The following is a 20,444-nucleotide window of genomic DNA, read 5'->3' on the forward strand; positions in this document are numbered from 1 at the left end:
CTGATCTCGCCGTGCCGGTCAGGTGTACATTCCTATCCCTCGCTTCCGCCCTGTTCTCCCAAGAGCCCTCATCTGCCAGGCTCTCCCCGTCCGCATCTTTCAGGCCCATCCAGCCTGCCAACGGAGCCCAGTCCCCCATGCCGCTTACCCCCCAATCCGAGTCCTGGTCCGCTGTCCAGACAGAGGGGTTTCTGGCGCCTGAAACGCCTGCAGATGGACGGGCGGTTCTGCCGCTCCTGCCTGAAGAACGCCCGCCCGGTTTCGAGTGGCGGACGGGGATCAAGGCCGTTCTCGATCTCGGATCGACCAAGGCCACCTGCCTGATCGGGCGCGCGCTCTCCAACGGCTCCCTGCAGGTACTGGGATGGGGGTGGCGCCGGTCGGAAGGGATCAATTCCGGGGCGATCATTGATACACGCCGCGTTGAAGCCGTCATCCGCGCTACGGTGGGCGATGCGGAAAAACAGGCCGGGCGCCGGATTGACGAGCTCGTTCTCAACCTCTCCTGCGGCAATCCGCAGAGCTATCATATAGACACCGAGATGATGATCGGCGGGCGGGAAGTCACGCTGGATGACGTGCGTGATCTCCTGGATGACGCGCGTTACCGGGCTTTTCACGAAGACCGGCGCCTCGTCCATACCCTGCCGCTTGGCTTCAATGTAGATGAAACGCCAGCCGTTCCCAATCCCTGCGGTCACCAGTGCAATCACCTGCTCGGCAAATTCCACCTGATTGATGCCAATACCAGTGCCCTGCGCACGCTCAGTACGGTGCTGCACCGGGCTGACCTGCGCCTGTCAGGCCTGGTCTCCAGTCCCTTCGCCTCCGGGCTGGCCGTGCTGGATCACGATGAGCGCGACCTTGGCGTTACAGTGGTGGAAATGGGTGCGGGCACCACCTCCCTGGCGGTCTTTTCCCACGGGCGCCTGCTTTATACCGCCCAGTTGCGCGTTGGTGGCCACCATATCACGCGTGATATCGCCTCTGCCCTTTCAGTCCACACCGATACGGCAGAATGGCTCAAGACCATGCACGGCGCGGCCCAGCCCGTCTCGGATGATGATCACCATATCATCCCCCTTCCGGCCGGCCAGGGCACCGGCATGACGCGCCTGCCACGCTCGAAACTGGTCTCCATCATCGCGCCCCGCATTGAGGAAACGCTGGAAATGACCCGCCATGCCCTTGAAAGCGCCAATCTGGGGCGGCTGACGGAAGGGCGCGTCGTTCTGACAGGGGGCGCTTCCCTGCTGAACGACCTCGGCCCCGTAGCGGCGCGCATCTTCGGGCGCCAGGTGCGGCTGGGGCAGCCGCGCGGCATTCACAATCTGCCGGAAAACTCCACGATTTCGGCTGGATTCTCCACTGCCGCCGGTCTCCTGGCCTGGAGTGCGGGGGCCGAGGATGCTTTCTGTCTCCCCGAGGAGAACACTGTCAGCCGCGGCCCCATGAAACGCCTTGTGAATCTCATCCGTCGACATGTATAATTGAGTTTAAAATCCTTATCAGACCCAGACTGTCCGCCCTTCATCCGGGCAGGTGCCGATTCTCCTGCCTGCCGCCTCTTGTGGAGCCTCCGACCATGTCCCTGAAACTTACGCCTACTTCCTCGGCCGAGAACGCGATCAGCCCACCGCGCATCACGGTCATCGGCGTAGGGGGTGGTGGCGGGAACGCCGTCGACAACATGATCTCCACCGATCTGAATCACGTGGAATTCATCGTCGCCAACACGGACGCCCAGCAGCTCAGCAAGTCCCAGGCACCCATCCGCCTGCAGCTCGGCCCGGACCTGACGCGCGGTCTGGGTGCAGGGGCCAAACCCGAGATCGGGCGGCAGTCAGCTGAAGAGGTCGAAGAAGAGATCCGTCAGCATCTGACGGGCGTGGACCTGGTTTTCATCACAGCCGGCATGGGTGGGGGCACCGGAACAGGGGCAGCCCCCGTCATGGCGCGTATTGCCCGTGAAAACGGCGCACTGACCATCGGCGTTGTTTCAAAGCCTTTTCAGTTTGAGGGCATGCGTCGTTGCCGTGCGGCCGAAGCAGGCATCGTCGAGTTGCAGAAATACGTCGATACCCTGATCGTCATTCCCAACCAGAACCTGTTCAGCTGCTCAACCCAGACGACGACCCTGCTTGATGCCTTCAAGATGGCCGATGACGTCCTCTACCAGGGCGTGCGCAGCATTACCGACCTCATGGTCGTGCCCGGTGTGATCAATCTTGACTTCGCAGACGTCAAGACCGTCATGGGCGAGATGGGCAAGGCGATGATGGGCACAGGCGTGGTGGACGCCACCACTGATGGACCGGATCGCGCCACCCTTGCGGCGGAACGCGCCATCTCCAACCCGCTGCTGGAGGAATCCTCCATCCGCGGCGCGCGTGGTCTGCTAATCAACGTCACCGGCGGGCCGGAGCTTGGGCTCTACGATTACACCACGATCATGGAACGCATCAGCGAAGAAGCCCATGCCGATGCAGAGATCGTCAGCGGCTTTCTGGTACGCGATGACATGGCAGGCTGCATCCAGGTCTCGGTCGTGGCCACCGGTATCGACCGCCAGTCTGAGAACGAGCCCAGCGCTGAGGAAAAAGCCGAGCTGGAAGACGCTGTGGCCACTTTTTCACAGCCGGCTTCACAGCCAGGCCCAGGCCCAGCCCCTGCCACCCCACCCCTGATGTCACAGACGGTTGCCCAGCCTCCTGAACGGGAAGTGCCGGTCCAGCGCGCCGCCGTTGAGCCGCGCCCGGCTGCTCCCCAACCTGCTCCCGGCCCACAACCCGCCGCTGCGCCGCAGCGCGCCGCCTATCACCTGGCTTCCCATGCGCCGCAGCAGACGCGCCCTGTCACGCCGCCGACCGCACCCCTGCGTCAGGGAGGTGAACCTCAGGAACGCGCCGGGCTGTTCAGCCGTCTTTTCCGCAACCGGCCGAATTCCGCTCCCCATACGCCGCCAGCCAGCGGCTACGCTCCTGCCCAGCGCCCAGCCGCCCCAGCTCAGCCCCGGGAGGAAGAGCGCCACCACGAGGGCTACCAGGAACATCGGTCCGAACACCATCAGGATCACAGGCATGACTATCCTGAGAGTCGTTCTGAACACAGGCACGACCACCATGGAGAGGGCCGCAACGAGCGTCATGAACATGGGCGTGAGCACGACCGCGGTACTGACGACAACCTGGACATTCCAGCCTATCTACGGCGTCAGTAAGGCCTTCGCCTGATCTCGGGGCAAGCCAGCGCTTGACGCACCTGCCCTCCCAGACCGCCCTTCTTTGGAGCCTCTATGCCGGACCGCGTTTCTCACCGAACGAACGGCTCTGGGCTCCAAGCTGCCTCTCTTCCCCCTGCCAGCCACCAAACCACCTTGGCCCGCAGGGTACATTGCCGGGGCACAGGGCTGCACAGCGGCAAGGAGATTTCACTCTCCCTCCAGCCTGCCCCGGCCGGAAGCGGAATCCGCTTTCAACGGACAGACCTGCCCCACAAACCGGCTTTCCGCCTTGAGGCGGAAAGCATCGTCAACACGACCCTGGCCACCGTTGCCGCCCACCCCACCAATCCCACTTGTCGGATAAGCACGATTGAACATCTTCTGGGGGCCCTGCATGCCCTGGAGATCGACAACCTCCTCATACAGGTTGATGGCCCTGAGCTGCCTGTTCTGGATGGTTGTGCGGAAGCTTTCGTCTTTCTGCTGCAATGTGCCGGCGTGACGCAGCTGGAGGCCATGCGCAACAGGATGGAAATCCTCCAGCCTGTCGAGGTCAGCAAAGACGGCGCGTCAGCACGGCTGGCTCCCCTCTCGGTCGAAGAACAGGCCTCTCCCGGTCTTTATCTCGACCTGTCAATTGCTTTTCCCCAATCTGTCATCGGCAGGCAGAGCTGGTCGATGCAACTGAATGCACAGAGTTTTCGCCAAGACATAGCCAGGGCCCGCACTTTCGTGGCGTTCGAGGATATCGCTGCCCTGCAGGCCCAAGGCCTGGCACGGGGCGGCAGTCTGCAGAATGCGGTGGTGGTGCAGGATACACAGGTGCTCAACCCTGAAGGGACGCGCGGAAAAGACGAATTCGTGCGCCACAAGGTGCTTGATGCCATAGGAGATCTCTACTGCAACGGTCTGCAGATTATCGGTCATTTCAGCGGCTGCCGCAGCGGGCATGCGCTCCACAACCGGCTTCTCCGTGCCCTTATGGCCACGCCTGAAGCCTGGCGGCTGCTCCCGGCCGGCGCGGCCTCGACTCCTGAGATAAAACAGGGTAATGCTTTGCTTCCGCTCCGCCGCCTGCATGATATAAGGCACTTATGGTCAGCCGTATCGTAACCCCCCGCGCGTTCGATAAGGACGCATCGCTCTCCGTCACGCCTTCACGCGCCACTGGAGCACGTGACTGGAAAATGTGGGGCAGCAGGCTTTGCGCGACCGGTCTTTGCGCGACTTTAGCCGTGCCCCTGCTGGCAGGCTGTGCCTCTGATGACATCTCCAAGCAGATTCCCCAATCTGCTGATGCTGAAACCCTTTACAATGATGGCATTGATGCACTGCGGACCGGGCACTACAAACTGGCCAGTGCCGAATTCGAGCTGATTCAGCAGAATTTCCCGTATTCAGGCTACACGGGCCATGCTGAGCTGATGGAAGGCTATGCCTACTACCTGCAGGGGGAATATGCCCTGTCGGTCCAGCAGCTGGAACGCTTCCTGCAGCTCCATCCCACCAGCCCGGATGCGGCCTACGCCTACTACCTGCGCGCCCTGTGCTACTACGAACAGATCGGCATTGTCGCGCGTGACCAGTTGAGCACGGTGGAGGCCATGGAAGCCCTGGAAGAGGTCGTCGCCCGCTTCCCCCAGACTTCCTATGCTCGTGACGCGCGCCTCAAGATCGACCTGTGCCGTGACCATCTGGCGGGCAAGGAAATGTATGTCGGGCGCTATTATGAGCGGATGCGCGACTATCAGGGCGCCTATGGCCGCTACCAGCGCGTGATCCAGGATTACCAGACCACGAACCACGTTCCTGAAGCGCTGGAACGCCTGGTCGAGGTCACGCTTGACCTCGGGCTCATCAATGAGGCGCGTCAGGATGCGGCTGTGCTCGGCTATAACTATCCTGACAGCAAATGGTATCGTTTCGCTTATAACAAGCTCAAGAACCATGATCTCCTGACCCCAGAAACCCGCAAGCCGGGCAAGGATGAAGCAGCTCTGAAGGGAGAAGCGATCTCGGCCAAGGAAGCGAAGGAAGCTTCCGAGATCATTCCCGTTTCAACCGACGCCCCGCCCCCGCCGGCCAATACCGACCCGCAGGCGGCAGGAAAGATGCCCGAACTTCCCCAGAAAAAAAGCGGGGGCTTCGGCCAGGCAGTCGGGAACTTCTTTGCCCCTGTCGGGAATTTCTTCGGCAGCATCTGGAATCACATTTTCTGAGCCCTCCCCGGCAGGGACCTGACAGCTCTTTCCCTTCAGATGCGCCAAAAGCCTGAATTCGTTTGACACAGCCTGCCAAGCCGCTGACAGTCACTTCATGCTGACACATCTTTCGATCCATGATGTCGTGTTGATCGAGAAACTGGATCTTCCGTTTCATCCCGGGCTGACTGTCCTGACCGGCGAGACAGGAGCCGGGAAATCCATTCTTCTGGACAGTCTCGGCCTGGCTCTGGGCGAGCGGACAGCGGCCGGCATCATCCGCACCGGGGCTGAGAAAAGCAGTGTGACAGCCGTTTTCGAACTCCCTCCCGACCATGCGGTTCATGACGTTCTCCGCCAGCTTGACATTCAACCTCCCGAACCTGGAGAACCGCTGGTGCTGCGCCGCCTTGTCACGCGTGACGGACGGTCGCGCGCTTATATCTGCGACCAGCCGGTCGGGGTGACGGTCCTGCGGCAGGTCGGGGCACGCCTGGTGGAAATCCAGGGACAGCACGAACAGATGGGGCTTATGGATGCCTCAACCCATCTTGAACTGCTCGATACCTTCGGCACGCCGCCGGCGCTGCGCCACAAAACCGGTCAGGCCTGGGACGATTGGCATGCAGCACGCACAGCCCTTGATCAGGCCCGCAAACGCATGCAGGCCGCCGCACGTGAAGAGGATTGGCTGCGCCAGACCGTCGAAGATCTTGAGAAACTTGCCCCTCAGGAGGGAGAAGAAGAAGAGTTGGCTGCCCAGCGGGTCCAGCTCCAGCAGGATGAACGCCGCGGTGAAGCCGTGGCTGCAGCCATGGCCGAGCTTAACCCGCGTGACCGGCGTTCAGCCACGCCCGCCAATGCATTGCGCGCTGCCAGCCGCGCCCTTGCGCGCCTGATGCCCACGCCTCTGGCCAGTGAGGAACAGGAAGAGACCCAGCCTCACCAGAGCCAGGCCCATGAAGCGCTGGACGCGCTGGAAAAGGCCGAAGAGGCCTTGGCCGAGGCAGAAACCCTGCTCTCGCGCCTGGCAGCCGATACCGGCACGGATGCACGCCTGCTCGAGGAAACCGAGGAACGGCTGTTTGCCCTGCGTGCTGAAGCGCGCAAGCACAACGTTACCGTCAACGCCCTACCGGCTTATCTGGCCGATCTGCGTGATCAGCTTAACCAGCTGGAAACAGGCGCAGAAGCGCTGACCCGGCTCGAAACCGAAGCCCGTGTGGCCCGCCAGGCTTTCGAAAAAGCCGCTGGTGAACTGTCTGCCGCCCGCCAGAAAGCAGCGCGCGCACTGGAAAAAGCCGTTGAGGGCGAGCTCAGACCGCTCAAACTGGAACGGGCGCGTTTCATCGTCCAGCTGGCGGCGCTTCCCCCTGAAAGCTGGAATCGCCAGGGCCAGGAACAGGCCTCCTTTCTCATCGCCGCCAATCCGGGTCAGCCGCCTGGCCCGTTGGGAAAAGTTGCCTCTGGCGGAGAGCTGTCACGCCTTCTCCTGGCCCTGAAAGTGGTTCTGGCTGGTCGGACCAGCCTGACCACCCTGATATTTGATGAAGTGGATTCCGGTGTGGGTGGCGCAACGGCCTCGGCCATCGGTGAGCGGTTGCACCGGGTAGCGCAGGGCATTCAGGTCCTGGCCATCACGCACAGCCCACAGGTGGCTGCACGCGGTGACCAGCAGCTGCGCATTGCCAAGAAAATCAGCAATGGGCAGACCCAGACCCATGCCCAGGCCCTCGACCGGACTGAGCGCCGTGAAGAACTTGCCCGCATGCTGGCTGGCGATACCGTGACGGAAGCCGCGCGTGCCGCCGCCGACAGTCTTCTCCACCCTCAGGCTGCACCGCTCACAGAAAGTCAGCCTTCCGGATCAGCGCCATGACTTCCACCCCGGCGCAGAGCTTGCCTGCTCCCACCGGTCCTGAAGAACGGCATGCCGAACTGCTTGCGCAGATCAGCCGCTGGGACCAGGCTTATCACGGCCTTGACGCCCCTGAGGTCTCAGACGCGATCTATGATGCGGCCCGCCGGGAACTCACCCTGCTGGAAGAGCAGCATCCGGCGCTGAAACAGGCTGCTTCCGAGACGGTGGGCGCACCTCCTCACCCTGCTTTCAGCACGGTTGCCCACCGTGTGCCCATGCTGTCACTCGACAACGTTTTTCAACCCGAGGACTTCACTCGCTTTGTCAGCGGAGCGGCCCGTTTCCTGGGACTGAGCCAGGAGGCGATGGACGGACTCGCTTTTACGGCTGAGCCTAAGATAGACGGATTGTCAGTCAGCCTGACCTATGAAAACGGCAAGCTCGTGCGGGGCGCTACGCGCGGCGACGGAATTCAGGGCGAAGACGTGACGGCCAACCTGCGCACGCTCAAAGACATCCCCCAGACGCTGGGACCGGATGCGCCGGATTTCATCGAGATCCGGGGTGAAGTGTTCATGAGCAAGGAAGATTTCCTGCAGCTCAATGCACGCCAGGAAACCGCTGGAGAGAAAACTTTTGCCAATCCCCGCAATGCGGCCGCCGGCTCGCTGCGGCAGCTTGACGCGGCGGTCACGGCCACCCGTCCTCTGAGCTTCTTTGCCTATGCCATGGGCTACAGCAGTGCCCCTGTCGCGCAGACACATATGGCCTGGCTTGAAAAGCTGCGCAGCTGGGGCTTTGTGGTCAATCCGCTTTCGGAAACCCTTTCCCATGCCAGTGATGTCCCGGCCTATGTCGAGCGCCTGACCCGCGAACGCTCCGGGCTGGCTTATGACATTGACGGCGTCGTCTTCAAGCTTGATGACCTCAGCCTGCAGGAACGTCTGGGTTTTGCCGGTCGCGCGCCGCGCTGGGCCCGGGCGTGGAAATTTCCTGCCGAGCAGGCCATCACACGCCTGCAGAAAATCGAACTGCAGGTCGGCCGTACCGGTACCCTGACCCCCGTTGCCCACCTGGAGCCGGTCAATGTAGGGGGTGTGCTGGTCTCACGTGCCACGCTTCACAATGAAGATGAGATCCAGCGCCTTGACGTGCGACCCGGCGATCTCGTCCGGCTTCAGCGGGCCGGAGATGTCATCCCGCAGATTCTCGGTCTTGAAGCGCCCGCACCCGAGCGTGCGCCTCCCTTTGTCTTTCCCAGCCACTGCCCTGTCTGCAATGCCCCCACCGAGCGCCCGGAAGGAGAAGCAACCTGGCGCTGCACGGGCGGTCTGCACTGCGAAGCGCAGGTTGTCGAGCGCCTGGTTCATTTCGCCTCACGCAATGCGTTCGATATCGAGGGTCTGGGGGAACGCAGCATCCGGCTGTTCTATGAAAAAGGCCTTATCCGCACGCCGGCTGATATCTTCCGCCTCCATGAAAAGCGCGACCAATTGACAGCGCTTGAAGGTTGGGGAGAACAGTCCGTTGACAATCTCCTGCAGGCGATCAGGGAGCGGCGCACCGTCTCTCTCTCCCGCCTGATCTACAGCTTGGGTATCCGGCGCGTCGGCGCGCGCAACTCGAAGGTGCTGGCGCGTGCCTATGGTGATTTCGCGCCCTGGCATACAGCAATGATTGAAGCCGTCGCCCCTGACAGCACGGCACGCGCAGCTTTGGCGGGTATCATGGGGCTGGGCGAGACCACTGCGGCAGACATTGCCGCCTTTTTCGCCACACCTGAAAATGCCGAGCTGGTCACGCAGCTGGGACAGGAACTCGACATTCAACCCGATCTGCCTGCAGCCAATGCCACGGATGCCCCGCTTTCCGGCCATATAATCGTTTTTACCGGCACCCTTACGGCCATGGCCCGGCCGGAAGCCAAGGCGATTGCCGAGCGTCTCGGCGCCCAGGTGAGCGACAGCGTCACCCGGCGCACCACGCTGGTCATTATCGGGCAGAAAGCAGGCTCCAAAGCCAAGAAAGCCGCTGAGCTCGGGATCACCGTGATTGATGAGGAAAACTGGAAGTTCCTCTCTGAAGGCGCCCCCCTCGAAAGCCTGCCGACCGTGGCCCCGGAAGCGCTGCTCCCGCCCAAGAAGGCCTCTTCCTCAACCAGCAAGGCGCATGCTGTGGCAGCCGAGCAGGCGGAAGAACCTGCAGCCGCACATCCTCCGCCCTCACCTCCACCGGACGCGAACTGAGAGAAAAATCTTTCCGCTTCCCACCTCGCAGCCTGGAAAACTGCCCAGCCCCAAAGCTTATCATGGCCTTCTCCACTGAGGGTAAGGCATGAGGAACAGACATGACGACCTCCGCCTCCCACCCTCTTCTCCTGCTCCTTCTCGGTCTGCTAGCCATGGCCGCCCTGATCGGCGTGTCCGTGCTTATTTCCCTGTCGGAAATCTCCTTTGCCGCCGCACGTGAAACCCGCATGCGCACTCTGGCTGAAAAGGGCAACCCGCGCGCAGCGGCTTTTCTGAAGCTTCGCCGCAACAGCGGGCAGGTCATGACCACCATTCAGATCTGCCTCAACGCTGTCGGCGTTCTGGGCGGCGTGATCGGGGAATCCATGCTGAGTGTCCCGTTTGCCGATGGGTTGGCGGCCCTGGGAATGAGGCGTGGTCTTGCTGACCAGATCGGCTCTTTTTCAGCCTTTATCCTGGTAACGGGCCTGTTTGTTCTGTTTGCTGACCTGCTGCCCAAGCGGGTCGCTATGAACGCGCCTGACAAGGTGGCGCTGGAAGTGTGCTGGTTTCCGGCCCTGGCGCTCAAACTGCTTTATCCGGCCGTTTGGGTGTTCACGCATGTTTCCGATGCCATCCTGAAATTCCTGCGCATTCCGGCCACACCCACCATTGAGGTCATGACCCCTGAAGACCTGCGCGCCACCCTGGCTGCGGGCACGGCGTCAGGCGTGTTGCTGGCCGAAGAACACCAGATGATTCAGAATGTCATGGCTCTGCAGACGCGCTCTGTCACCTCGGCCATGACGCCCCGTGATGAAATCGTTTACCTGGACCTGCAGGAAAGCCTCGAGAGCCAGCGTGACAAGGTGCAGGCCAAGCCGTATTCGCGTTACCCCCTCTGTGAAGGCGGGCTCGACCGGGTGATCGGCTCCATCCGCGCTGAAGATGTGCTGGTTGCGGTAGTAGATGAGCCCTCTGTGCTGACTTCCGCCCCCCAGCCCGCCCGCAACCAGATCTTCAAGCGGCGGCGCAACGTGCTCTCCCTGCCGGACACGCTCAACCTGTGGGAAACCCTGGCGCAATTCGACACGCACGGGGCCGGTTTCGCGCTCATCATCAATGAATACGGGCTGGTCGTGGGTCTCATCACCTACAAGGACATCATGGGGGCCCTGATGGACGGGCTGGCCAATCCATTTGAGGAGCAGGCCATCGTCAAGCGTGATGATCATTCCTGGCTGATCGACGGGGCAGCTCCTATCGGCGACGTCATCCGCGATCTTGAAATGCCCCTACACAATGAAACCGCCCATTTCGACACCATTGGTGGGTTCGTCACCAATCGTCTGCGCCGCATGGCACGCAAAGCCGACCGGGTCGAGGTATCAGGGTTCCGCTTTGAGGTGGTGGATGTGGAGGGATTCCGGATCAACCAGCTTCTGGTGACAAAAATGGGGGAACAGACCAGAAAAAACAGGCGCCTTCCCCTGCCCTGAAGCCCGCTTTCCCGGAGCCAACCCATCATGGTCCAAAATCCTCCCGTCCCGGCCCATTGGAAAGGTTTCCAGCCCCAACCGGGGGATGCGCTGCTCATCGTCGACATGCAGGCAGATTTCATGCCAGGCGGTGCCTTGGCCGTGCCGGAAGCCGACCGGCTCATCAAACCCATCAGCCGCATGGCAAAGAATTTCGCAACTGTCATCGCAACGCGTGACTGGCACCCAGACGATCATTGCTCCTTCACCGCTGAAGGCGGCCAATGGCCTGTACATGCCCGCGCCGGCAGCCCGGGCGCCGCTTTCGCGCCAGGCCTGGTTCTGCCGCCCCGCACGCTTATCTGGTCCAAAGGATCAGAAAAAACGGCAGAGGCTTATTCAGTTTTTCAGGATGAAAACGGCCAGGCCTCGGGATTTGCGGACAAGCTGGCTGACTATGCCCCCAAGCGCCTTTTCATCTGCGGCGTGGCGCTTGAATACTGCGTGCAGGCCTGCGCGCTGGACGCGCTGAAAGCAGGCGCCAAGGCCGGCTACAAGGTCTGCCTCTTTCCCCAGCTCTGTGGCAGCCTGCATCCCCCAGCATTGCCCCTGGCCCGACTGGAAAGGGCCGGCGTCGTGCTTTATCGCGTCTGATCCAGCCAGCCACCCTGGAAGCCTGCTTTCTTCAAGGCTGCCTGAATGACGGGATTGCGCTTCATGACGTTCCAGACGAAACCGTTCCGCCAGTTTGCAATCATCAGCAGAATGGGTCCCTGATCGATGCCAATCTGCTGAGGATCGGCCCAGAAACCTTCAGGCGTGACGTAACTTGGATTGAAAGCATCCACAAAGCCGTAACGGTTGTAGATCCGCTTGCCATAATGCGCTTTCATATCTTCAAGTGTCGGCAGTGCGATCTCCGGAGCAAAGGCGATTGACCCCCCTGCAGCTGTCGGGGCGATCGTGCCATCATCACTGACGTAATCAGCGCCGGCACCACGTGCGTTATAGGCCATGAAGTGGCGTTGCACCCCATCCACCCACCGGGTGCCCTCCCCTGGTCCATCACTGGCTGTCAGGCCCCAGAGCGTGGCGCCGTAATCTTTCCAGTGACCGGGATTTCTGCGGGCATAGGCCAGCTGGGCATAAGCTGCCTTTCGCCCGTTGGAGAAATAGTCATTGTGGTGCTGGCGGTTGAAGTCGTCCTGCAGGTCGCGAAAATCAATCCAGGATTCGGAATACTGGTGACCGAACAGCGGGGCGAAGTTCAGGAACTCATGGCCTTCAAACGTTTTCCACTGCCCTGCGAAAGTGGCCGTCCAGGCCTGCCAGGTGGAAGCAGGCAGAGGATGGGTCGGCGAGCCCAGCGCAAGCAGATAGAGAATCAGTCCTTCATTGTACCCGCGCCATTCACTGCTCAGGAAATGAGAGGTGGGCGTGGGTGACCAGCCCATGTTCAGCAATGGTGGGTGCGGCTCCATCCACGGCCAGTCCACACGCCCGTACAGTGCCGCAGCAGTCCGACGGATTTCCTGCTCCTGCGCGTTTTCCTGATCAAAATAGGATTGGGAAAACAGCACGCCGACCATCAGCAAGGCAGTGTCGACGCTCGACAGCTCTGACCAGTCCGCAAAACGCAAACCCGTATGCGGATTGAGGAAATGATAGAAAAACCCCCTGTAGCCGGCCGCCCCGAGAGCTGAGTCGTTCTGGGGCAAGGCAAGCAGAAAGCGCAGCGTGCGCAACGTGCGCTCGGCCGCCTGCTGGCGGGTGATATATCCCTGATCAACGCCGATCCCGTAAGCCGTCAGCCCGAAGCCGACCGAAGCAATGCTGGCCGCCCCCTCCGGCAGGGGCGCGCGGTCGGGGATCAGACCGTTTTCAGGATTAGCCGTTTCCCAGAACCAGTCGAACGTCCGTCGTTCCAGATCTTCGACAAAAGCCCGGTCTGCTGGTGCCAGATCACTGAATTTCGCCGGGCCCTTCCCTGGAGCCAGCGGCTGTGTCTGCGCTTGTGGCGGCGCCTGATCCTGGGCGCGAGCGTTACTGCCAGGATAAAGCACCAGGAAAGCGGCTGCCAACCCGGCCGTTCCACGCAGGAGAACGTTCCTGACCCTGGCGAGAGTGCGTATATGTGGCGCAGCAGAAGGAAGGCTGATTACGGAAGATGGGGCCATGATAAATCCTGACGGTTATGCCGGACTGCCAGACAGACCGCCGGCAGTGGGGCCAGGAGCGGAAGGCGCCTGAGGCGACGGCGCGCCTCCGGCAGGCGGCCGGGGGCCATTAGTGCCAGGCTGGGCAGCAGCCCCACCGCCGACAAGCGCCCCCAGATTCAGGCGCACAGAAGCATTTTCAATCGTTTCCAGACGATGGGCCACAATAACGCGCGTGATCTTGAGTTCATCAAGAAAGGCCGAAATCTTTCTCTCACGCTCTGAATCCAGATTACTGGTCGCCTCGTCAAGAAACAGAATTTTGGGCCGCCGGTAAAGGGCACGGGCCAGGATCATGCGTTGGCGCTGCCCGCCTGAAAGTGTGCTTCCCATCTCGCCCACCAGGGTCTCAAAGCCCATGGGCATGCGTTTGATGTCGTCGAGAATCTGGGCGTTCTTGGCACATTCCTCCACCCAGGGCATGTCGATATTGTCTGCAAAGCCGGCAATGTTTTCAGCAATGCTGCCCGAAAGCAGGATATCATCCTGCAGGACGCCTGCGATCTGGCTGCGATAGGCCTCGATGTTATTGGGACCCAGGGCCTGGCCGTTCCAGTAGATTTCCCCCTCTTCCGGATGGCTCATCCCCATGAGGATGGAAAGCAGGGTGGATTTGCCGCATCCGGAAGGACCGGTGATCGCCAGGCTCTCGCCGGCTTCGATGGTCAGGTTGAGATCCTTGAATACCCAGGAATCTTCCTTGCCGTAACGATAGCCAAGATTGCGGCATTCCAGCAGGGGCACCCCTTCCACTTCAGGCGGCGGTCCCTGGGGCAGCAGCTTCATGCCTGAAGTGCCATCAGGACCGGCCGGTCCGTCAGAGGGCACCAGGTCAACTTCCCCTTCATTGGTTTCGGATTTCGCCAGCGCGATATCGGACAGGCGGTCCGTATGCACTTTGAGGTTGCGGATCTTGAAGGCAGCGGAAATAAGATTGCCCAGACGGCTGGAAAACTGGTCACGGTAGCTGAGAAAGGCCACCAGAACACCCACGGTCATGCTGCCGTCAAGGACCATGTTTGCCCCCAGGATCAGCATCAGCAACCGGTCAAAACCGAAGATGATATCATTGGCGCGCGAGAAGATCAGATCGTAGCGCTGGATCTTGAACTTGGCGTTGATGCTGTCAATCAGCTTGTTGACCCAGCCGACCTTCCGCTTTTCCTCAAGACCGAGCAGCTTGATGCTGCGAATGCCGCGGAGGGTCTCAAGGAACTGGCCCTGGCGCGCGGCGTCATGGACGAGGACTTCCTGCGACATTTCCCGGTAGGGGCCGTAATAGATCACACGGACCAGGATATCGATCAGCGAGGATGCCCCCACGACCAAGGCAAGCCACTGACCGTAGATGATGATCATCACCAGCATGCCGACCGCCATCAGCCCGTCCATGATGACCTGCACCACATCAGTGGTGAAGGCCTGCTGAATGGCGCCCAGGCTTCCGAAACGCGACAGGATGTCACCCGCGCCACGCTTGCTGAAATAATCCTGCGGCAGGCCGAGCAGATGACTGAGCAGGCTGACATTCCATTGAATGGAGATCCGCGTGGACATGAGCATGACTGTCCAGGAGCGGAAGGTGGAGATAACCGCCTGCACGAGCAGCAGAATCCCCATGCCGACAGCGATCGTCCACAGCAGGGAATGATCGCTTGTCGTCAGCACTTCATCAATGATGACCTGCGAAAGCATCGGGTTGATGAGGGCGATGACCTCCAGCCCCAGCGACAGAGCGCCCAGCGCCAGCAGCGTGCCCTTCAGAGCGCCCACATGGCGGAACATGTCGCGGATACTCAGCAGATGGCGGTCATCGCGCTTCTCGAATTTCGCCGTCGGCGTCAGCTCCAGCGCCACACCGGTGAAATGCTTGGAGACCTCGGGATAGGTCAGCTTGCGCGGCCCCTGCCCCGGATCAATGATCTCGACGTATTTGTCGCCCGCTTTCACCAGCACGACGAAGTGATTGAAGTCCCAGTGCAGGATGCAGGGCACGCTCAGCTTGCTCAGGGAGTCCAGATCAAGCTTGAGCGGACGCGCCTGCAGATCAAAGCGCCCAGCCAGATGAATGAGCGTGCGCAGTGTCAGCCCGGAGCCTGAAAGCCCGGCCTGTCGACGCAGGGTGGAGATATCTATCAGATGGCCATGCGCATTGAGGATCATGGCCAGGCAGGCCAGGCCGCATTCAGCATTTTCCGACTGCAGGATGGTCGGAATCTTCTTGCGGAAGCTGGTAACGATCGGCTTGAGCATCAGTGACGTTTCCCTGACAGCGAGATGACGTCATCAGCCATCGAAATGATCGGATCGAACAGCCACTGATAAAGCTTGCGACGGTCAGTGGCGATGTCAGCCTCAACAGCCATGCCGGGTTGCAGGCGCTCCTTCTTGCCATAGGCACGGACGAAATCCTGGTCCGGCAGCACGCGCACGCGGTAGACATCCTGCGGGGGATGCTGAGCCGCTGCCCCCTTGCCCTGGGGGGCCACCGAGCCTGCCTGATCAGGCATGGGGGCGCGCGTCACTTCAGTGACCGTGCCCTTGTAGAGGCCGAATTTCTGATAAGGAAACGGCGCGAATTTCAGCAGCACCCGCTGACCCGGCCGCAGGAAGCCGATGGCATGGCTGTCGACATAGAGTTCCGCCTGGAGAGTAGCGTTGTCGGGCAGCAGCGTGGCCATGGGCTGGCCTACCGATACGCGCTGACCCACATAAGTGCGGATACCGTCAATCACGCCTGCAACAGGAGCGACGATCAGCGTTTCCGCCTGGCCGCGTGCCTGGGTGATCTGGCGGTTGAGATCAGCCAGGCGTACGTCAATGTCGGTCACGTCCTCCTGGACCTTATAGGGATGCCGGTCGATTTTATACTGCAGGTCATTGATCTGACCGCCCGTCTCCACCATTGAGCGCAGGGTCTGGGAATGGGTGTTCATGAACTGCACGTAAGAGAAAAGCTGGCTCTGGAACTGCCCTTCCGAGACCAGATGCATGCCGATGGCTGTGCGCATCTCCTGCATGGCATGTTCGATCAGCGGCAGGGAGGTGTTGTCACGCTGGATCTGGGTGCCAAGCATCTCCCGCTGCTTCTGGAGCGTGACGAGTTCCTGTTTGAAGGAGGCCAGCTCTATCGGTGCGTCCGTCAGCAGAAGCTTGCGGCGCGCGGTCAGGAAATCGCGCTCATTCAGAAGGTGAAGCAGGGCCTGCTTGCCCGTCGGGCCGGCTGAAGACCAGCTTTCCACATCGACCGTATAAAGGGCCTGGCCGGCGTGAACGCTCATGCCTTCCTTGATATGAGCCGTAGTGACCACACCAGCCTGGTCGGCGGTGATCACGACCAACCCGCCTGGCGGCATCAGCTGGCCGGTGGCATGGACGCGACGGGTATAGCTGCCGAAAATAACATAGATGATCACGCCGAGAACCAGCGCCATCGTGCACCAGGCGGCGATCTTGCCTGATACCGGCTCGATCTCCAGGGTATCGCCGATCCAGGCTTCCTGTCGCCATTTCAGAGCTTCCGTACGAAAGAGCGGTTGCCCGTTTGCCATGCTTTACCTTTCCAGCGTATTTTGAGACACGTTTACCATCAAGAGGCACTCCCCTGACAGCCATCCCGCCAGAATTTTCGGACCGGGTCTTCATTTACCTTAAAATCAATAATTCGTATACCAGTATATATGTATGATTTTAACTTCCTGAGAGAGTCGAAGAGACCTTGATGAGCAGAAAAGTCCTTTTTTCCACCCTGACCGTAGCGGCCTGCCTCCCGCATCTCGCGAGTGCTGCGCCTGTGCCGGTTATAAGGAAACAGATTGACCTGCGACAGGCGCTCATATCGGCTTATCAGACCAATCCCGAGCTTCTGCGCCAGCGCGCCCTGCTGCGGCAGACGGATGAAGGCGTCTCACAGGCGCATTCAGGCTGGCGCCCCACGATCACCGGCAATGCCACGGCTGATTATAACCAGACGAATTACGTCTCGCACATCGCAAGCCCCCTTTCAGGAAAAAACTTCCGCTATACCCAGCGTTTTGCAGCGCCTGGCTACAATACCGGCGTGACGGTTTCCGAGCCCATCTTTCAGGGGGGCAAGACCGTTGCCTCGACCCGCAAGGCCGTCAATCAGGTCTATGCCGGGCGCGCGCAACTGATCAACACCGAACAGCAGGTGTTCCTGGAAACGGTGCAGGCTTACGTGAATCTTCTGCGCAGCCGCCAGCTGCTGGAACTCAACCGCCAGAATGAGATCACCCTGGCCAAGCAGGCCCAGCTGGCAGAAGAACAGTTTCAGTACAACCAGAACACACGCACGGACGTGCTGCAGGCCAGGTCCCAGCACAAAAGCGCACAGGCCGACACCCTGCAGGCCCAAAGCGATTACGCCATTGCCAAAAGCCAGTTCCAGAAGGTCGTGGGGTTTATGCCGCCTGACAATGTGGTGCCCGCCCGGCCCCTGGCTCTGCCCCTGCGCAGTTCGCAGGAAGCGGAAATGCTCGCCCTGACGCAGAACCCCAATATGATCGGCGCCAAATATGCGCTGGAGGCGGAAAAGGCCAATCTGAAGGTCGCCTTCTCCGCGCTGCTACCCAAGATTTCCATGCAGGGAAGCTACAATTACGGCGTCAACCAGGATTCGTCGAAATTTACCCAGGACAGTGAATACGTCGCCATCCAGGCCAATCTGCCCATTTATCAGGGCGGCGCTGAATATTCCCAGATCCGTGCTGCACGACAGGGAATCAGCGCAGCGCAGCAGGCCCTGGCCGAGCAGAGGCGCGATGTCATCCAGAGCACGGTTGCGGCCTGGCAGAAATTTGCGGCCGATACTTCCAAATATGTCGATAACCAGAAATCCGTGCTGCTTGGCGAAGCGGCTTTCAAGTCCATTCAGCAGCAGGAGCTGCTAGGCGTGCGCACCACCTTTGAAGTGCTGCAGCAGCAGCAGATTCTCTTTGGCCAGCAACGTGCCTTGATCCAGAACCACGCTGATCTGGTCATCGATTCCTATGCGCTTGCTGCCCAGATCGGCCAGCTTACGGCTGAAGGCCTGAAGCTCCAGACCCCCCTTTACAATCCGCGTGCCAATTACGACCGGGTGAAATGGAAGATGATCGGCACCCGCTGAGCCGTGCTGAGGCCTGGGCTTTGAAGCCAGAGCCAACCAACGCCTGAAGTGACTCTGAAAAGACGGCCCTTCCCCCTCCTGATTAGTTGAGTCTTTTTCTTAAAGACGACCACCAATCAGGTTCCGCACGCCAAAGCCGTCTTGCGCACCACGTCCCCGCAAAGAAAACACCCCGTGCCTTTTAAAAGGCACGGGGTGTCTCATCTCTCTTACTTTCTTCTCACAAACACCCAATCCTGCAGGATGGCCCTAAGGCCGCCCTGCAGGTTATCGGTGTCAGCCAGCGACAGCCAGACGCTCGGGTTGCACGGACAGGTCATTTTCACCCTGCAGCAGATACGGGCCAGCTGCCAGGATTTCAATAGCCACCAGCTGGGAAGCAGCGTTTTTGTCTGCAGACAGCGGCAGCCAGGCGCGACCGTTGGTCCAGCGGCAGGGGGTCTGCTCAACCACATCCCAACCCGCAAGATCTGCCTGCTGCAGATGGGCGCTTAGATCACGGCTTTCATCACCAGCGAATCCGCGCACCTGGCCGACCAGAACACCTAGGTGGCGGCGGTCATCAACAAAGGGGCCGATAGTCTGGTCCGGGCGGGCGGTGCGGGAGCACACATACACACCGGTAGCGGAAGCCGGCACCTCGAAGGTCACCCAGTTACCATTGCGGCGCTGGGCAGAGAGGCGCTGACCATCCTTCGTCTCCAGGTACAGATCCGGCTCGGAAGACAGCACGGGCTGAGCCGGCGCTGCGTAACCGGCTGCCTGCGCACGGGCCTGCAGGCGTTCGTAAAGCGGCTGGACAAAAGCGGTCTCGACGCAGAGCGGGGCGGCCGCATCATCCCAGCTCTTGCTGCCCACGGAATGGATCTGGAAGGCCGTGCCGGCCGGCATCACGTGCGGGGTGTCCAGATAGCTTTCGGTCATCGCGCCGTTGGCGTTGATCACGGCGTGGTCCTGCAGCTCGACGTGATAGACATCAAACGCACCCTGGCGGACATCACGGACGATGCTGGAGCCGTTGACCAGCATGCGGGCCGGCACGAAGCGGCCATCAAAATACATGCAGTGCTCGGGCGTGACGGTCAGGTCCTGCATCGGCACGTTGTCACCCAGCGAATCCTTGCGGAAGGTCACGGGCTGTTCGTCAAGAGAAGCCTGGGAAACCGTCTTGCGCACCAGGGCCTGAAGCGGCGCGAACCCCTTGCGCCCCTCCTGCCAGGTCGCCACCCGGTCACCCGCCTTCAGGGACTCGACCGCGCGATATCCTTCGGCGGTCTCGATCAGGCTACCGGCCAGAAAGCAGACAACCACATCCGGCACACCGGAAGTAGCAGCATTCATGCCGGTATCATATTCAGCCCCCTGGTTAGGAGTATCATGCCCATCCGGTAGATTCTGCTTACCAGTATAGGCATTGGCATCCATATTCTTTACAGAATCTGTCGAAATGCCAATATAGTTATCTCCTGCTACCAGAGAACTCGTACCTTCAGAACCCTGCGGAGAAAAGATGAGAATGGTGGCACCATCTGGAGTTGTTTTATACCCTACAAAAGCCATCTGCATGTCCACCTCTCCGCCGGACCCATTGACAACATGAGCTGTCACTATTTGGCCCACTTGAGTGATGGTAGTAGCATTATCAAATGTGATTGATTGAACATCATAGGTTTGATTAAGAGGACCGTACTTTACTTTAGGATCGCCACTCCAGTCAAAGCCATCGCCTTGACCGTTCGGTCCATTATAGGTGTAAGTACCCATCGCATGGTCCTGGCCATTAGGAGAAGTAGCATCTCCGAATGTCGTGCCCGCTGGAATCGTTGCAGCCATAATTCAAAATCCTCGCAAGAAAGAAGGTAAGAGATAAATTATCTTAAGATACCCTTCTCACCTTCACAACCAGAAATTAACCTGTTTCTCAAATAAAAAGTGTCTTAAAAACAGGAATACCCAGAGAACCGGAGCTCTCTGGGTATTTTCCCAGCGTACCTAGATTTTCAGCCAGGTGGCGCGAAGAATCAGGCCTGATTCAAACTTGACAGTGACCAATAAGCCTCAAGATTTTCTTGAAGAAAATATGAAGCCCAAGGATGAATAATCTCAAAA

Annotated in this window: 13 protein-coding genes; 9 read left to right on the plus strand and 4 right to left on the minus strand. The window is 60.2% G+C overall.

Translation table 11 applies throughout. The annotated features are described in order from the left end of the window. The first annotated feature begins 137 nt into the window (after window positions 1-137). The 8 genes from ftsA to E3E11_RS01045 all read left to right on the plus strand — a co-directional run bounded on the left by ftsA (window position 138) and on the right by E3E11_RS01045 (window position 11,645). Complete coding sequence (ftsA, locus tag E3E11_RS01010) at window positions 138-1,490, plus strand: cell division protein FtsA (protein WP_141450773.1); 1,353 nt, start codon at window positions 138-140, stop codon at window positions 1,488-1,490. A gap of 95 nt (window positions 1,491-1,585) precedes the next feature. After that, the gene (ftsZ, locus tag E3E11_RS01015; RefSeq protein ID WP_141450774.1) at window positions 1,586-3,220 is read left to right on the plus strand and encodes a cell division protein FtsZ; all 1,635 of its coding nucleotides are present in this window, start codon (window positions 1,586-1,588) and stop codon (window positions 3,218-3,220) included. Between the two features lie 156 nt (window positions 3,221-3,376). Next, window positions 3,377-4,336 (plus strand): UDP-3-O-acyl-N-acetylglucosamine deacetylase, encoded by a 960-nt coding sequence (lpxC, locus tag E3E11_RS01020; protein WP_168189177.1) that lies wholly within the window; start codon window positions 3,377-3,379, stop codon window positions 4,334-4,336. 74 nt (window positions 4,337-4,410) lie between these two features. Then, window positions 4,411-5,442, plus strand: a complete 1,032-nt coding sequence (locus E3E11_RS01025) for an outer membrane protein assembly factor BamD (RefSeq protein WP_141452027.1) — start codon at window positions 4,411-4,413, stop codon at window positions 5,440-5,442. 97 nt (window positions 5,443-5,539) lie between these two features. Continuing rightward, window positions 5,540-7,303 (plus strand): DNA repair protein RecN, encoded by a 1,764-nt coding sequence (gene recN, locus E3E11_RS01030; protein WP_141450776.1) that lies wholly within the window; start codon window positions 5,540-5,542, stop codon window positions 7,301-7,303. Next, window positions 7,300-9,531 (plus strand): NAD-dependent DNA ligase LigA, encoded by a 2,232-nt coding sequence (gene ligA, locus E3E11_RS01035; protein ID WP_141450777.1) that lies wholly within the window; start codon window positions 7,300-7,302, stop codon window positions 9,529-9,531. The genes recN and ligA overlap by 4 nt, the downstream gene beginning before the upstream one ends. A gap of 101 nt (window positions 9,532-9,632) precedes the next feature. Then, entirely contained in the window at window positions 9,633-11,012 is a 1,380-nt protein-coding gene (locus E3E11_RS01040) for a hemolysin family protein (RefSeq protein ID WP_141450778.1), read from the plus strand. A 27-nt stretch (window positions 11,013-11,039) separates the two neighbouring features. Beyond that, entirely contained in the window at window positions 11,040-11,645 is a 606-nt protein-coding gene (locus E3E11_RS01045; RefSeq protein ID WP_141450779.1) for an isochorismatase family protein, read from the plus strand. Here E3E11_RS01045 and E3E11_RS01050 read toward each other — a convergent pair. The 3 genes from E3E11_RS01050 to E3E11_RS01060 are packed head-to-tail and all read right to left on the minus strand — an operon-like array spanning window position 11,633 to window position 16,758. Continuing rightward, window positions 11,633-13,168 carry a glucoamylase family protein gene (locus E3E11_RS01050; protein WP_141450780.1) on the minus strand — a complete coding sequence of 512 codons (1,536 nt, stop codon included), beginning with the start codon at window positions 13,166-13,168 and terminating at the stop codon, window positions 11,633-11,635. The two genes, E3E11_RS01045 and E3E11_RS01050, sit on opposite strands and share 13 nt — an antisense overlap. A gap of 15 nt (window positions 13,169-13,183) precedes the next feature. Beyond that, complete coding sequence (locus tag E3E11_RS01055; protein ID WP_141450781.1) at window positions 13,184-15,460, minus strand: peptidase domain-containing ABC transporter; 2,277 nt, start codon at window positions 15,458-15,460, stop codon at window positions 13,184-13,186. Then, entirely contained in the window at window positions 15,460-16,758 is a 1,299-nt protein-coding gene (locus E3E11_RS01060; protein WP_141450782.1) for an HlyD family efflux transporter periplasmic adaptor subunit, read from the minus strand. Before E3E11_RS01060 ends, E3E11_RS01055 begins: the two co-directional genes overlap by 1 nt. Window positions 16,759-16,928: 170 nt before the next feature. Here E3E11_RS01060 and E3E11_RS01065 point away from each other — a divergent pair, with 170 nt between their 5' ends. Then, window positions 16,929-18,335, plus strand: coding sequence for a TolC family outer membrane protein (locus E3E11_RS01065; RefSeq protein WP_141450783.1), 1,407 nt, complete (start codon window positions 16,929-16,931; stop codon window positions 18,333-18,335). A gap of 276 nt (window positions 18,336-18,611) precedes the next feature. On the opposite strand, the gene E3E11_RS01070 is transcribed toward E3E11_RS01065, so the two are convergent. Further along, a complete protein-coding gene (locus tag E3E11_RS01070; protein ID WP_168189178.1) occupies window positions 18,612-19,676 on the minus strand; it encodes a Hint domain-containing protein in 1,065 nt (354 codons plus the stop codon). Between the last annotated feature and the right edge of the window lie 768 nt (window positions 19,677-20,444).

The organism is Oecophyllibacter saccharovorans, from assembly GCF_006542375.1.
Lineage (GTDB): Bacteria > Pseudomonadota > Alphaproteobacteria > Acetobacterales > Acetobacteraceae > Oecophyllibacter > Oecophyllibacter saccharovorans.

Excerpts from the sequence above, each read along its gene's own strand:
- E3E11_RS01065 (WP_141450783.1), top strand. The coding sequence starts at position 16,929 with ATGAGCAGAAAAGTCCTTTTTTCCACCCTGACCGTAGCGGCCTGCCTC.
- ftsA (WP_141450773.1), top strand. The coding sequence starts at position 138 with ATGCCGCTTACCCCCCAATCCGAGTCCTGGTCCGCTGTCCAGACAGAG.
- E3E11_RS01045 (WP_141450779.1), top strand. The coding sequence starts at position 11,040 with ATGGTCCAAAATCCTCCCGTCCCGGCCCATTGGAAAGGTTTCCAGCCC.
- E3E11_RS01070 (WP_168189178.1), bottom strand. The coding sequence starts at position 19,676 with ATGAATGCTGCTACTTCCGGTGTGCCGGATGTGGTTGTCTGCTTTCTG.
- ligA (WP_141450777.1), top strand. The coding sequence starts at position 7,300 with ATGACTTCCACCCCGGCGCAGAGCTTGCCTGCTCCCACCGGTCCTGAA.
- recN (WP_141450776.1), top strand. The coding sequence starts at position 5,540 with ATGCTGACACATCTTTCGATCCATGATGTCGTGTTGATCGAGAAACTG.
- E3E11_RS01040 (WP_141450778.1), top strand. The coding sequence starts at position 9,633 with ATGACGACCTCCGCCTCCCACCCTCTTCTCCTGCTCCTTCTCGGTCTG.
- E3E11_RS01025 (WP_141452027.1), top strand. The coding sequence starts at position 4,411 with ATGTGGGGCAGCAGGCTTTGCGCGACCGGTCTTTGCGCGACTTTAGCC.
- ftsZ (WP_141450774.1), top strand. The coding sequence starts at position 1,586 with ATGTCCCTGAAACTTACGCCTACTTCCTCGGCCGAGAACGCGATCAGC.
- E3E11_RS01050 (WP_141450780.1), bottom strand. The coding sequence starts at position 13,168 with ATGGCCCCATCTTCCGTAATCAGCCTTCCTTCTGCTGCGCCACATATA.
- E3E11_RS01060 (WP_141450782.1), bottom strand. The coding sequence starts at position 16,758 with ATGGCAAACGGGCAACCGCTCTTTCGTACGGAAGCTCTGAAATGGCGA.
- E3E11_RS01055 (WP_141450781.1), bottom strand. The coding sequence starts at position 15,460 with ATGCTCAAGCCGATCGTTACCAGCTTCCGCAAGAAGATTCCGACCATC.